The 13454-nt window shown below is 70.3% G+C and carries 11 protein-coding genes; 7 read left to right on the top strand and 4 right to left on the bottom strand.

Annotated features, from left to right (window positions below; translation table 11 throughout):
• Positions 1-2: 2 nt before the first annotated feature.
• From ABZW30_RS05610 to ABZW30_RS05600, 3 genes are all read right to left on the bottom strand, one after another.
• A complete protein-coding gene (locus tag ABZW30_RS05610; RefSeq protein ID WP_355669730.1) occupies positions 3-1058 on the bottom strand; it encodes a BMP family ABC transporter substrate-binding protein in 1056 nt (351 codons plus the stop codon).
• Positions 1059-1312: 254 nt separating this feature from the next.
• Positions 1313-2599, bottom strand: coding sequence for an amidohydrolase (locus ABZW30_RS05605; protein WP_355669729.1), 1287 nt, complete (start codon positions 2597-2599; stop codon positions 1313-1315).
• A 256-nt stretch (positions 2600-2855) separates the two neighbouring features.
• On the bottom strand, positions 2856-4445 hold the full coding sequence (locus ABZW30_RS05600) for a methylmalonyl-CoA mutase family protein (RefSeq protein ID WP_355669728.1): 1590 nt from the start codon (positions 4443-4445) through the stop codon (positions 2856-2858).
• A 127-nt stretch (positions 4446-4572) separates the two neighbouring features.
• Between ABZW30_RS05600 and ABZW30_RS05595 the strand changes: the two genes are divergently transcribed.
• The 7 genes from ABZW30_RS05595 (at position 4573) to ABZW30_RS05565 (ending at position 11732) form a co-directional block, all read left to right on the top strand.
• Positions 4573-5328, top strand: coding sequence for an SDR family oxidoreductase (locus ABZW30_RS05595; protein ID WP_355669727.1), 756 nt, complete (start codon positions 4573-4575; stop codon positions 5326-5328).
• Positions 5329-5398: 70 nt separating this feature from the next.
• Positions 5399-7039, top strand: coding sequence for an alpha/beta hydrolase (locus ABZW30_RS05590; RefSeq protein ID WP_355669726.1), 1641 nt, complete (start codon positions 5399-5401; stop codon positions 7037-7039).
• 297 nt (positions 7040-7336) lie between these two features.
• Positions 7337-7822, top strand: coding sequence for a 2-oxo-4-hydroxy-4-carboxy-5-ureidoimidazoline decarboxylase (locus ABZW30_RS05585; RefSeq protein WP_355669797.1), 486 nt, complete (start codon positions 7337-7339; stop codon positions 7820-7822).
• Positions 7823-8287: 465 nt separating this feature from the next.
• A complete protein-coding gene (gene sdhC, locus ABZW30_RS05580) occupies positions 8288-8668 on the top strand; it encodes a succinate dehydrogenase, cytochrome b556 subunit (protein ID WP_033332398.1) in 381 nt (126 codons plus the stop codon).
• A gap of 8 nt (positions 8669-8676) precedes the next feature.
• Positions 8677-9168, top strand: a complete 492-nt coding sequence (gene sdhD / locus ABZW30_RS05575) for a succinate dehydrogenase, hydrophobic membrane anchor protein (protein ID WP_355669725.1) — start codon at positions 8677-8679, stop codon at positions 9166-9168.
• Between the two features lie 51 nt (positions 9169-9219).
• On the top strand, positions 9220-10962 hold the full coding sequence (gene sdhA / locus ABZW30_RS05570) for a succinate dehydrogenase flavoprotein subunit (protein WP_355669724.1): 1743 nt from the start codon (positions 9220-9222) through the stop codon (positions 10960-10962).
• A complete protein-coding gene (locus ABZW30_RS05565; RefSeq protein ID WP_355669723.1) occupies positions 10962-11732 on the top strand; it encodes a succinate dehydrogenase iron-sulfur subunit in 771 nt (256 codons plus the stop codon). The genes sdhA and ABZW30_RS05565 overlap by 1 nt, the downstream gene beginning before the upstream one ends.
• Before the next feature lie 67 nt (positions 11733-11799).
• Here ABZW30_RS05565 and ABZW30_RS05560 read toward each other — a convergent pair whose 3' ends face one another.
• Positions 11800-13425: a hypothetical protein gene (locus tag ABZW30_RS05560; RefSeq protein ID WP_355669722.1), complete on the bottom strand. Its 1626-nt coding sequence runs from the start codon at positions 13423-13425 to the stop codon at positions 11800-11802.
• Between the last annotated feature and the right edge of the window lie 29 nt (positions 13426-13454).

The following is a 13454-nucleotide window of genomic DNA, read 5'->3' as shown; positions in this document are numbered from 1 at the left end:
CCTTACTGGGCCGGCGTGGTCGGGATGGTGGTGGCGCCGCTGGTGATGGCGTCCGTGGCGGCCTTCAGCTTGTCCTGGATGTCGTCGATCTTGCCGCCGGTGGTGGCGAGCGAGACACCGTTGGCCTTCAGGTCGAACAGCTTGACGCCGGTGAACGGCGAGCCCTTCTTGACCGAGTCGATGTACGAGTAGACCGCCGTGTCGACGTTCTTGACCATCGAGGTCATGATGCTGTTCTTGAACTTCGCCAGGGCCGGCTGGCTGGCCTGGTCGGAGTCGACACCGATGGCGAGCTTGCCCGCGTTGGCGACGGCCTCGATGGCACCGTTGCCGGAGGAGCCGGCGGCGGAGTAGACGACGTCCGCGCCCTTGTCGAGCTGGCCCTGCGCGGCCTCCTTGCCCTTGTCGGGCGAGTTGAAGCCGGTGAAGTCCGGGGGCGTGGTCAGGTAGGTGGTCTCGATCTGGATGTTCGGGTCGACGGACTTGGCACCCGCCTTGTAGCCGGCCTCGAACTTCTTGATCAGCTCGGACTGCACACCGCCGATGAAGCCGATGTGGTGGGCCTTCGACTTGTTCGCGGCGGCGACACCGGCGAGGTACGAACCCTCCTGCTCGGCGAAGACCAGCGACGTGACGTTGGACGGCTGGTCCTTGTCGTTCGAGTCGATGATCGCGAACTTGACGTTCGGGTTGTCCTTCGCGACCTTGTCGACCGCCTGCTGGTAGACGAAACCGACGGCGATGATGGTCTTGTAGCCACCGTCGATCAGGTTCTTGAGGCGGGTCTCCTTGTCGGCCTCGGCCTCACCGGTCTTGGCCTCGGCCTCGGTGACGGAGACGCCCAGGTCGGACTTGGCCTTGTCGAGACCGCGCGCGGCGGAGTCGTTGAAGGACTGGTCGCCACGGCCGCCGATGTCGTAGGCCATACCGACCTTGAGACCGTCGGACGAACCGGAGGAGGCGTTGGTGTCAGTGCTCTTTGCGCCGCAAGCGGCGAGCGAGGCCATGCCCAGGGAACCCGAGAGCACAACCGCGGCGAGCTTCATTGAACGGCGCAAGGGAGTATCTCCTTCTCACACGCACCCGTTTAGCGTGGTCGGACGCCACCGTAACGCGCGTAGAACACGGTTGTATTACGGGGTGCCGGAGCATTCGGGTTGTTATCAAACCGTGGTCTGAAGGCCTTCCGAAGGCTCCATTCCCGTGCACGGACGGCGATCCGAGATTGGTCCGACCCAGTTTACGGAACCCAATCGGAACTCCGGGTCTCGACAACGCGATCACGCACCGACCACAACTCGCCGGTGAACGGTCAGTCCCGGTCCTCCTCCAGGGCCAGCGCCGCGAACAGCTCCACCCCGACGCCGATCGCCCGCTCGTCCACGTCGAAGCGGCCCTGGTGCAGGTCGCGGACCGTGGTGTCACCGGGGGCGCGGACGCCGAGCCGGGCCAGCGCGCCCGGGGCGTGCTCCAGGTACCAGGAGAAGTCCTCGCCGCCGAGGCTCTGTTCGGTGCTCTCCACCACCTGGGCGCCGCTCAGTCCGTCGACGGGCTCGTGACCCTCGCCCCCGTGACCGAAGCGGGCGGTCATCGCGGCGTCCAGCCGGGCGACCGAGACCGCCTCGTTGACCACCGGCGGCACCCCGCGGTGGTAGTCCAGCGTCCACTTGGCCCGGTAGGTCTCGGCCAGCTTGGCGATCAGCTCGTGCAGCAGGTCCGGCGCCTCGCGCCAGCCGTCCAGCTCCAGGCAGCGGACGGTGCCCTCCAGTTCGGCGTGCTGCGGGATGACGTTGGGCGCGGAGCCGGAGGCGATCCGGCCCCAGACCAGGCTGACGCCCCAGCGCGGGTCCATCCGGCGGGCCAGCGCGGCCGGGAGCTCCGCAGCCATCCTGGCGACCGCGGTCACCAGGTCGGTGGTCAGGTGCGGGCGCGCGGTGTGACCGCCGGGCCCGTCCAGGTGCAGCACCAGGCGGTCGCAGGCCGAGGTGATCGCCCCGGTGCGCAGGGCGATCCGGCCGACCTCCACCTTCGGGTCGCAGTGCACCGCGAAGATCCGGCCGACGCCGTCCATCCCGCCGGCCTTGATGACGTCCAGCGCACCACCGGGCATCACCTCCTCGGCGGGCTGGAACACCAGCCGGACCGGGCCTCGCAGCTCACCGGCGCGGGCGGCCTCGGCCAGCACCAGGCCGGTGCCGAGCACCACCGAGGTGTGCACGTCGTGGCCGCAGGCGTGGGCCCGGCCGGGGACGGTCGAGCGGTAGGGGACGTCGGTCTTGGCGTCGTCGATCGGCAGCGCGTCGATGTCCGCGCGGAAGGCCAGGAACTCGGCGCCCGGGACGGTGCCGGCCGGGACGATGTCCACCAGTAGGCCGGTGCCGCCGGGCAGCACCCGCGGGTCCAGGCCCGCCTGCACCAGCCGGTCGCGCAGCAGGTCGGTGGTGCGGAACTCCTGGCGGCCCAGCTCCGGGTGACGGTGCAGATCGCGGCGGAAGGCGACCAGCTCGGGCTCCAGCCTCCTGACCCGGCCGCGCAATTCGGCGGCGGGGCGTGCGGCGGCGAGGGTAGCGCCCGACTGAGCGGGCTCAGGACGGTTCATCTCCCCAAGAGTAGGCCCGTTGGGGGGATTTGGCCCGACTTCCGGAAAACTAGTCCCCGGATGGGCGCATACCGGCCGGACAGGTGGGTATGACATCTCGTTTCAGCCGCCTTCCCCGGGTTGCTTGCCCTGTGCAACGATCACCCGAGCCGGTGGTCACGGCCACCACCGGCTTGACGGACTCCGGTCATTGACGACGGCTCAGCGTGCCGGTCCGGACCCCCCGATCGGACGCGCCGGTCAGGCGCACCGGATGTCAGAAGCGCTCCACCGGAACGTACGTGCCCCACACCCCGCGCAGCGCGTCGCAGACCTCGCCGACGGTGGCCCGGGCGGCCAGCGCCTCCTTCATCGGGTAGAGCACGTTGTCCGACCCCTCGGCGGTACGGCGCAGCGCGTCCAGCGCCCGGGTGACGGCGGTCGGGGACCGGTCGGCCCGAAGCCGGGCCAGCCGCTCGGCCTGCTGCCGTTCGATCGCCGGGTCCACCCGCAGCGGCTGGTACGGCTCCTCCTCGTCCAGCCGGAAGCGGTTGACGCCGACCACGGTCCGCTCGCCGGAGTCGGTCTCCTGCTGGAGGCGGTAGGCGGTGCGCTCGATCTCGCCCTTCTGGAAGCCCTGTTCGATCGCGGCCACCGCGCCGCCCCGCTCCTCGACCCGGGCCATCAGGGCCAGCGCGGCGGCCTCCACGCCGTCGGTCAGCGACTCGACCGCGTAGGAGCCGGCGAAGGGGTCGACGGTGGCGGTCACATCGGTCTCGTGGGCGAGCACCTGCTGGGTGCGCAGGGCGAGCCGGGCGGCCTTCTCGGTGGGCAGCGCGATCGCCTCGTCGAAGCTGTTGGTGTGCAGCGACTGGGTGCCGCCGAGCACCGCGGCCAGCGCCTGCACCGAGACCCGGACCAGGTTCACCTCGGGCTGCTGGGCGGTGAGCTGCACCCCGGCGGTCTGGGTGTGGAAGCGCAGCATCTGCGAGCGCGGGTCCCTCGCGCCGAACTCCTCGCGCATGATCCTGGCCCAGATCCGGCGCGCGGCCCGGAACTTGGCCACCTCCTCCAGCAGCGTGGTGCGGGCCACGAAGAAGAAGGAGAGCCGGGGCGCGAAGTCGTCCACGGCCATCCCGGCGGCGAGCGCGGTCCGGACGTAGGCGATGCCGTTGGTCAGGGTGAAGGCGATCTCCTGCGCCGGGTCGGCCCCGGCCTCGGCCATGTGGTAGCCGGAGATGGAGATGGTGTTCCAGCGCGGGATCTCGGCCCGGCAGTACCGGAACACGTCCGCGACCAGCCGCAGCGAGGGCTGCGGCGGGAAGATGTAGGTGCCGCGGGCGATGTACTCCTTCAGCACGTCGTTCTGGACCGTGCCGGTGAGCGCGGACGGCGCCACCCCCTGGGCCTCGCCGACCAGCTGGTAGAGCAGCAGGAGCAGGGCGGCCGGCGCGTTGATGGTCATCGAGGTGGACACCCCGCCGAGCGGGATGCCGTCGAAGAGCACCGCCATGTCCTCGACGCCGTCCACCGCCACGCCCACCTTGCCGACCTCCCCGGCGGCGAGCGGCGCGTCCGAGTCGTAGCCCATCTGGGTGGGCAGGTCGAAGGCCACCGAGAGGCCGGTGCCGCCGCCCGCGATCAGCTGCCGGTAGCGGGCGTTGGACTCGACGGCGGTGCCGAAGCCCGCGTACTGGCGCATCGTCCACGGCCGGCCGGTGTACATCGTCGGGTAGACGCCCCTGGTGTAGGGGTACTCACCCGGTCGGCCCAGCCGGGTGTCCGGGTCCCAGCCGGCCAGCGCGTCGGGGCCGTACAGGGGCTCGATCGGGAGGCCGGACTCGGTGCGGCGCGGCTCGGCTGCCATGGGTCCCTCCACGGGATCGGCGGGGGCACAGGTCGGTTCTCGAAATGTAGAACGCGACCGGGCGGCGGGGTCGCCGACGCGGTTGAGATGATCGGCTGAACGACCGATGAGCCCCCAGGGAGTGGCAATGACCGAGCAGAAGGTGGCCGTGGTCACCGGTGCCAGCAGCGGAATCGGCGCGGCGACCGCCCGCCGGCTGGCCGCCGAGGGCTTCGACGTGGTGCTGACCGCCCGCCGGACGGAGCGGATCGAGGCGCTGGCCAAGGAGATCGGCGGCCGGGGCGGTTCAGCCAGGGCGGTCACCCTGGACGTCACCGACCGGGCCGCGGTGGACGCCTTCGCGGCCGAGGTCGGCCGGGTGGACGTCCTGGTGAACAACGCCGGCGGCGCGATCGGCGCCGAGACGGTCGAGCACGGCGACCCGGCCGACTGGCGGGCCATGTACGAGGTGAACGTGCTCGGTGTGCTGCACATGACGCAGGCGCTGCTGCCCGCGCTGCGTGCCACCGGCGACGGCACGGTGCTGGTGCTCTCCTCGACCGCCGCGCTGGCCGCGTACGAGGGCGGCGGCGGGTACGTCGCGGCCAAGCACGCGGCGCACACCATCGCGGCGACGCTGCGGCTGGAGCTGTGCGGGGAGCCGATCCGGGTGATCGAGATCGCGCCCGGCATGGTGAAGTCCGAGGGCTTCGCCGTCACCCGTTTCCGCGGCGACGAGGAGAAGGCCGCCGCCGTGTACGCGGGCGTGGCCGAGCCGCTGACCTCGGAGGACATCGCGGACACCGTGGCGTGGACGGTCACCCGGCCTTCACACGTGAACATCGACCTGCTGGTGGTCCGCCCCCGGGCGCAGGCCGCCAACCACAAGGTCCACCGCGGCTGACCGACGACGGGCGGGCGGACCGGCAGGGGTCAAGATCGAACACGCCACCCCAGGGTGGTACACACGTGCGATGAAGACCTTCCGGGCCGCCCGCCCACGTGTCCTGCTGACCGCGCTGGCGGCAGGCACTCTGCTGCTCACCTCCGCCTGCGACGACACCGCACAGCCGTCCCGGGACCAGGCCGCCGGCACCACCGGCGCCACCGCGAGCCGGTCGGCCGCCCCGGCGTCCAAGCCCGGCGGCGAGGCGGACCCGGCGCTGAAGCCCTTCTACGGTCAGAAGATCAGCTGGTCCGACTGCCCGGCGGACCCCAAGGCCGAGGAGGCCAAGGCCGACGTCTCCGGGATGAAGTGCGGCAAGCTGCACGTCCCGCTCGACTACACCGACCCCGGCGCCGACGCGATCGACCTCGCGCTGGTGAAGTACCCCGCCGGCCGGCAGGACCAGCGGATCGGCTCGCTGATGGTCAACCCGGGCGGCCCCGGCGGCTCCGGCGTCGAGATGGTCAAGTACGGCGCCAAGGACTTCGCCGGCGCCCTGCACGACCGCTTCGACGTGATCGGCTTCGACCCGCGCGGCACCGGCGACAGCTCGCCCGTCCTCTGCCTGGACGACAAGCAGCGCGACGCCCAGAACCAGGTGGACTCCCCGCTGGACCCGGCCGCCCGCCGGACCGCCGAGGAGAAGCAGAACACCGAGTACATCGCCGCCTGCAAGGCCAAGTCCGGCAAGCTGCTGCCCTTCGTCGGCACCCGCAACACCGCCCGCGACCTGGACGTGCTGCGCGCGGCGGTCGGCGACAAGAAGCTCGACTACCTGGGCGTCTCCTACGGCACCTACCTGGGCTCGCTCTACGCCGAGGAGTTCCCGCAGAACACCGGCCGGCTGGTGCTGGACGGCGCGGTCGACCCGGCCGCCGACGACCTGGACTCCGCGATCAAGCAGCGGATCGGCTTCGAGACCTCCTTCGAGCACTTCGCCGCCGACTGCGTCGAGAACCACGCCGACGAGTGCCCGCTCGGCACCGACAAGGGCCAGGCCGCCAAGAAGGCCGCCGACTTCCTGGACGGCCTGATCGACAACCCGCTGCCCACCAAGGACGGCCGCAAGGTCGGCCGCGACCTGGCCTGGAACGGCGTCACCGCGGCCCTCTACGGCGACCAGACCCAGGACTGGAAGTACCTGCGGGTGGGCCTCGGCATGGCGATGACCATGAAGCAAGGCGACATCCTGCTCGCCTTCTCGGACAGCTACCTGGAGCGGGACGAGAACGGCCACTACTCCCCGATGGAGTCCGCCCACACCGCGATCAGCTGCGCCGACGGCTCCGCCCCGGCGCCCTCGCCCGAACGCGCCCAGGCCGCGGTCAAGGAGCTCCAGGAGAAGGCCCCGCTGCTGACCAAGGGCGTCACCGCCGAGGACTTCACCGACGCGGCCTGCGAGGGCTGGCCGTACCAGTCCCCCGAGAAGCCGCACACCATCCGGGCCGAGGGCGCCGCGCCGATCCTGGTGATCGGCACCACCAGCGACCCGGCCACCCCGTACGCCGCGGCCGAGTCACTGGCCAAGGGCTTCGCCAAGGCCACCCTGCTCACCCGGGTGGGCGAGGGCCACGGCGCCTTCGGCAAGGGGAACACCTGCATCGACCGGGCTCTGGAGGCCTACCTGACCGAGGGGACCATGCCGGCCGAGGGGACCCGCTGCTCCTGAGCCCACGGCGGTGAACCGGCAGACGACGGCGGGGAGGGCGATGACGCGAAGGTGTCAACGTCACAACTTGATAGCTCGTCCGGATGAATTCCGCGCGCGCCCTCCCCAACTGATGACGGCTCAACTACCGTTGAGTCGCTGCCCGACCGGCGCCGTGCGCCCCCCGCAGCCTCCATACTTCACCTGCTTCACCACCCCACTCCACCGGCACCTTCCCGCCCTCACGAGGAGGACCCGCTGGCCAGCGACATCCCGCCACAGCGGCTCGACGCCAGCACCGAGCCGACCCTCCTCGGGCTGCACCGCTTCAACGAGGCCGACGCCGGCGCCGCCGAGGAGGCCCTGCTGGCCTGCTGCGGCAGCCACCGCTGGGCGCTCAGGCTCACCGCGCACCGGCCCTACCCCGACATAGAGTCCCTGCTGGCCGCCGCCAGCGAGGCCTCCTACGACCTGCGTCCGGCCGACCTGGCCGAGGCACTGGCCGACGAGAGCTGGATGCCGCAGCCGCTGCTCGGTATGCGGGCCCCCGGCAGCCAGGCCGCGCACACCGCGCTGCGGGCGGCGCACGCCGCGTACGAGGCCCGGTTCGGCCACGTGTTCGTGGTCTGCCTGGAAGGCGTCGCCCCGGAGGAGATGCTCGACACCGTGCTCTCCTCGATCCGCACCCGGCTGGCCAACGACCCGGACGAGGAGCGGCTGATCTCGGCGGACGAGCTCCGGCGGATCGCCCTCACCCGACTGGAGCACCTGGTCGCCACCCACTCGGAGGCCGGGGCCCGGTAGGGCCCGTCCGGCCCCGGCCACCTCCCCTTCGCCTGCGCGACGCGCAGCTCGGCCACCCGCTGCCGGACGATCCGTTCGTCCGGCACGGCCGTACCCGATTCATTCGTGAGGGTGAATCCGGCTGACAGACCGGAACGTCCGCGGCCTCCCGCCCCGGTGTCGCCGTGACCGGGCGTCATCAGGGTCACCGGACGGGTGGGGCGAAATGACACGGACGCCTCGGCAGGGTGTCGGCGGGCGGGGGGGGTGCCACCGTAGCGCAGCCCGACGGTCACCCAGCGTCACCAAAGCGGGGCCGGTTCCCTCGCTACTAGGCCAGAAGTGCCTGATTGATCACACATGGGGGCCCCGGAGGCGGTTCCCGACAAGGCGTCGATAGGATGCTGGCGGCCGGTGGACCGACCCGGCCGGGCTGACCGACACCGAAGCCGGCCGAGCCCCCAATCGCTTCCGGAGGGTTTTTCCGTGCCGGCTGGAACGCTGTACCGCGGCCGGGAAGGCATGTGGAGCTGGGTGGCTCATCGAGTCACCGGCGTCCTCATCTTCTTCTTCCTGTTCGCCCACGTCCTGGACACCGCCCTGGTGCGAGTGTCGCCGGAGTCCTACGACACCGTCATCCAGACGTACAAGACTCCCCTTGTGAACCTGATGGAGTACGGCCTGGTGGCCGCCATCCTGTTCCACGCGCTCAACGGCCTGCGCGTCGTCGCCGTGGACTTCTGGTCCAAGGGCCCGAAGTACCAGAAGCAGATGCTCTGGACCGTGGTCGGAGTCTGGGTCGTCCTGATGGCCGGCTCGTTCTACGGGATCCTGCAGCACACGCTGATCTCCTGGTTCGGGAAGTGAGCTGAGACATGTCCACGGAAATCTCCGACGCCGTCGTCGTCCCCTCGAAGCAGGCGCACACCGGCAAGGGTCTCGGCACCGGCAACCCGGCCGAAGCCTTCGTCATCGAGCCGCCCCGCAAGCGGACCACGAAGACCCCGCGCCGCACCCGCACCAACTTCGAGATGCTGGCCTGGCTCTTCATGCGCCTGTCCGGTGTCGTCCTGGTCGCCCTGATCCTCGGCCACCTGATCATCATGCTGCTGCTCGACGGCGGCGTCTCCAAGATCGGGTTCGCCTTCGTCGCCGGCCGCTGGGCCTCGCCGTTCTGGCAGGGCTGGGACCTCCTGATGCTCTGGCTCGCCATGCTGCACGGCGCCAACGGCATGCGTCAGGTCATCAACGACTACGCCGAGAAGGACTCGACCCGGCTCTGGCTCAAGGGGCTCATGGGTACCGCCACGGTCTTCACCGTGCTGCTCGGCACCCTGGTGATCTTCACCTTCGACCCCAACATCTGAGCCGCGAGCACCATCGACCATCGGCAGAGGCCAGAGGCGAGTTAACCCCCCATGCAGATTCACCAGTACGACACCGTCATCGTCGGCGCCGGCGGCGCCGGCATGCGCGCGGCCATCGAGTCGACGCAGCGCAGCCGCACCGCGGTCCTGACCAAGCTCTACCCGACCCGGTCCCACACCGGCGCGGCCCAGGGCGGCATGTGCGCCGCCCTCGCCAACGTCGAGGAGGACAACTGGGAGTGGCACACCTTCGACACGGTCAAGGGTGGTGACTACCTGGTCGACCAGGACGCCGCCGAGATCATGTGCAAGGAGGCCATCGACGCCGTCCTCGACCTGGAGAAGATGGGTCTGCCCTTCTCCCGCACCGAGCAGGGCCGGATCGACCAGCGCCGCTTCGGCGGTCACTCCCGCAACCACGGCGAGGCCCCGGTCCGCCGCTCGTGCTACGCGGCCGACCGCACCGGCCACATGATCCTCCAGACGCTGTTCCAGAACTGCGTCAAGCACGGTGTCGAGTTCTTCAACGAGTACTACGTCCTCGACCTGCTGATCAACGAGGGCAAGACCGCCGGCGTCGTCGCCTACGAGCTGGCCACCGGCGAGATCCACGTCTTCCAGGCCAAGTCGGTCGTGTTCGCCTCCGGCGGCACCGGCAAGATGTTCAAGGTCTCCTCGAACGCCCACACCCTCACCGGTGACGGCCAGGCGGTGGCCTACCGCCGCGGCCTGCCGCTGGAGGACATGGAGTTCTTCCAGTTCCACCCGACCGGCATCTGGCGCATGGGCATCCTGCTCACCGAGGGCGCCCGCGGTGAGGGCGGCATCCTGCGCAACAAGGACGGCGAGCGCTTCATGGAGCGCTACGCCCCGGTCATGAAGGACCTCGCGTCCCGTGACGTCTGCTCCCGCGCGATCTACACCGAGATCCGCGAGGGCCGCGGCTGCGGTCCGGACGGCGACCACGTCTACCTGGACCTGACCCACCTGCCGCCGGAGCAGCTGGACGCCAAGCTCCCGGACATCACCGAGTTCGCGCGCACCTACCTCGGCATCGAGCCCTACACGGACCCGATCCCGATCCAGCCCACCGCGCACTACGCCATGGGCGGCATCCCGACCAACGTCGAGGGTGAGGTCCTGCGCAACAACACGGACGTCGTCCCGGGCCTGTACGCGGCCGGCGAGGTCGCCTGCGTGTCCGTCCACGGCGCCAACCGCCTGGGCACCAACTCGCTGCTGGACATCAACGTGTTCGGCCGTCGCGCGGGCATCGCCGCCGCCGACTACGCCAACGCGAACGAGTTCGTCCCGCTGCCGGAGAACCCGGAAGAGCTGGTCCAGGGCATGGTCGACAAGCTGCGCGAGTCGACCGGCACCGAGTCCGTGGGGCAGATCCGCACGGCCCTGCAGGAGACCATGGACGCCAACGCGATGGTGTACCGCACCGGCGCCACCCTGAAGCAGGCGGTCGAGGACATCGCCGCGCTGAAGGAGCGCTACAAGAACATCTCCATCCAGGACAAGGGCTTCCGTTACAACACGGACCTGCTGGAGGCCATCGAGCTGGGCAACCTGCTCGACCTGGCCGAGGTGCTGGCCGTCTCCGCGCTGGCCCGCGAGGAGTCCCGCGGCGGTCACTACCGCGAGGACTTCCCGACCCGTGACGACGTGAAGTTCATGCAGCACACCATGGCGTACCAGGAGGTCGCCGCCGACGGCAGCACCTCCATCCGCCTCGACTACAAGCCGGTCGTTCAGACCCGCTACCAGCCGATGGAGCGTAAGTACTGATGAGCACTCCGACTGTGGAGCACTCGGCCGCTCTGGACGCGGTCGAGGCCGGTGGCACCCAGCTGATCACCGTCACCTTCCGGATCCGCCGGTTCAACCCGGAGGAGCACCCGGACCCGGTGTGGGTCGACTACCAGCTGACGATGGACCCGAAGGAGCGCGTCCTGGACGCGCTCAACAAGATCAAGTGGGAGCAGGACGGCACCCTCACCTACCGCCGTTCCTGCGCGCACGGCATCTGCGGCTCCGACGCCATGCGGATCAACGGCCGCAACCGGCTGGCGTGCAAGACCCTGATCAAGGACGTCAACCCGGAGAAGCCGATCACGATCGAGGCCATCAAGGGCCTGACGGTCCTCAAGGACCTGGTCGTGGACATGGACCCGTTCTTCCAGGCGTACAAGGACGTCATGCCGTTCCTCATCACCAAGGGGAACGACCCGACCCGCGAGCGCCTGCAGTCCGCCGAGGAGCGCGAGCGCTTCGACGACACCACCAAGTGCATCCTGTGCGCCGCGTGCACGTCGTCCTGCCCGGTGTTCTGGAACGACGGCCAGTACTTCGGCCCGGCCGCCATCGTCAACGCGCACCGCTTCATCTTCGACTCGCGCGACGAGGGTGCCGAGCAGCGCCTGGAGATCCTCAACGACCGTGAGGGCGTGTGGCGTTGCCGCACCACCTTCAACTGCTCCGAGGCCTGCCCGCGTGGCATCGAGGTCACCAAGGCGATCCAGGAAGTGAAGCGGGCGCTGGTCACCCGCCGCTTCTGATCCCTGCCTGACACACGCCGAAGGCCCCCGCCCGATCGAAGGATCGGACGGGGGCCTTCGCTTTCCGTCAGTTCAGCGCGCCGAGGTCGTTGGCGTCGGTCCAGCCGCTGTACATCACCAGGTGCCGGTCGGCCGTGACGGCCCACAGGTCCGGCTTGCCGTCGCCGTCCGCGTCGCCCGAGCTGCCGAGCGTCGGGTAGGCGGCCACGGTGAAGCCGCTCGCGACCACGTCCGCCTTCGGGTCGGCGAGGGCGGAGAAGTCGAAGGTGCCGTCGGCCTTCTTCGGGATGGGGTAGGCATGCAGCTCGCCGGTGGCCCGGTCACGGGCCCAGAGGGCGAGGTTGCCGTCCTTGTCCGCCCCGGGGGCGATCAGGTCGTAGCCGTTCCAGGCGCCGGAGGTGGTGAGCTTGCGGACCTTCTGGAAGCCGAAGCTGAAGTCGCCGCCGGCGTGCAGCCAGAGGTTGCCGCCTTCGAGGGTCACCAGCGACGGGGTGAAGCCACCGGTCACCGGGCCCAGCGCGACAAGCTGGTCCACCTTCGACCAGTCGGAGGCGTAGTCGGCGGGGCACGCCGCGGAAGCCCCGGTGTCGTTCACACAGCGGGTCGAGCGCTGGGCGCCCGTCCAACCCTGGGTGAACGAGCCGTAGTCGAGGTTCCGGTACTGGTAGAGCCAGCCGTCGCCCGGCTTGTGGATGAAGAGGTCGTCCGAGGACGGCGCGTGCTGGTTCGACCAGCCCCGGTGAGCCACCTGGAACGGCGCCCAACTGCCGTCGTGGGGCGCATGGGCGCCCGCGATCACCGAATTGGGCGTGGTGTCGGACGCGTTGACGCTGATGTACTGCAGGTTGCCCTGGGCGTCCGGCAGCAGGATGTCCGCGACGCCGTCCCCGTCGACGTCGCCGAGGGTCTTCGGCGGGTTCGGGTTCGAGGGGGCGTAGAAGCTGTAGGACGCCCCGCCGACGTTGCCCGCGTTGTCGATCACCTGGATGTTGAGGTTGTTGGTGCCCCAGTTCAAAACCTTGAGATCGAGCGTCACCGTACCGTCGCCCTCCGGCGTGACGGCATCCGGCGAGCTGCAGCCGCCCACCCCGAGGTAGTCGAATCCGTACCGGACGCAGGCGACCCCGGAGGCCTCCCCGCCGGCCGGGGCGGGGTCGGCGGTCTTGAGGACGAAGGTCCCCTTCTGCCCCGCGTACTTGGTCGCGGTGCCACCGGAGCCGCTGGCCGGGAAGTCGGGCGAGGAGACCGTGACGGTCGGGGACGTGGTGTCCACCGTGAAGTGGCAGTCCGCCGACGGCGCGGAGAGCTGCGTGCCCTGCAGCGCCCAGGCGTGCCAGGCGTAGCTGTGCCCGTCCACCAGGCCGGGGACGTGGAGGCCGGCGCTCGGCTGGCCGTAGGTCTGGGCGTCGCCGGTGAACACCGGGTCCTCCGCGCCCGTGGTCACGTCCCAGACGCTGAACCGGACCCCGCTGCCGGTGACCTTCGCGTTGAGCGCCGGTCCGTCGACGGACCGTCCGAGCCAGGTCGGATCGGCGGTCGAGTCGCAGGCGGCGGTGTTGTAGCCGACGCCCTGGCTGGTGCCGAGGACGGCCGGCGCGGTGTCGGCCGCCGCCGACGACGGTGCGGCGACCAGGCCCGCGGCCACGGCGAACACCGCGCCCGCCCCCAGCCGCCGGGCATGCGTGTGCTTCATCAAGTTTCCCCACCCTGGAACGATTTCGT

This window comes from Kitasatospora sp. NPDC004669, assembly GCF_040609455.1.
Lineage (GTDB): Bacteria > Actinomycetota > Actinomycetes > Streptomycetales > Streptomycetaceae > Kitasatospora.
The sequence above is the reverse complement of the archived record's forward strand: the minus strand, read 5'-3'. Positions and strand labels throughout refer to the sequence as shown.

What these genes read in the sequence shown, in the direction of transcription:
- ABZW30_RS05605 (WP_355669729.1), bottom strand. Translation starts at nt 2,599, where the DNA reads ATGAACCGTCCTGAGCCCGCTCAGTCGGGCGCTACCCTCGCCGCCGCA.
- ABZW30_RS05600 (WP_355669728.1), bottom strand. Translation starts at nt 4,445, where the DNA reads ATGGCAGCCGAGCCGCGCCGCACCGAGTCCGGCCTCCCGATCGAGCCC.
- ABZW30_RS05595 (WP_355669727.1), top strand. Translation starts at nt 4,573, where the DNA reads ATGACCGAGCAGAAGGTGGCCGTGGTCACCGGTGCCAGCAGCGGAATC.
- ABZW30_RS05590 (WP_355669726.1), top strand. Translation starts at nt 5,399, where the DNA reads ATGAAGACCTTCCGGGCCGCCCGCCCACGTGTCCTGCTGACCGCGCTG.
- sdhD (WP_355669725.1), top strand. Translation starts at nt 8,677, where the DNA reads ATGTCCACGGAAATCTCCGACGCCGTCGTCGTCCCCTCGAAGCAGGCG.
- sdhA (WP_355669724.1), top strand. Translation starts at nt 9,220, where the DNA reads ATGCAGATTCACCAGTACGACACCGTCATCGTCGGCGCCGGCGGCGCC.
- ABZW30_RS05565 (WP_355669723.1), top strand. Translation starts at nt 10,962, where the DNA reads ATGAGCACTCCGACTGTGGAGCACTCGGCCGCTCTGGACGCGGTCGAG.
- ABZW30_RS05560 (WP_355669722.1), bottom strand. Translation starts at nt 13,425, where the DNA reads ATGAAGCACACGCATGCCCGGCGGCTGGGGGCGGGCGCGGTGTTCGCC.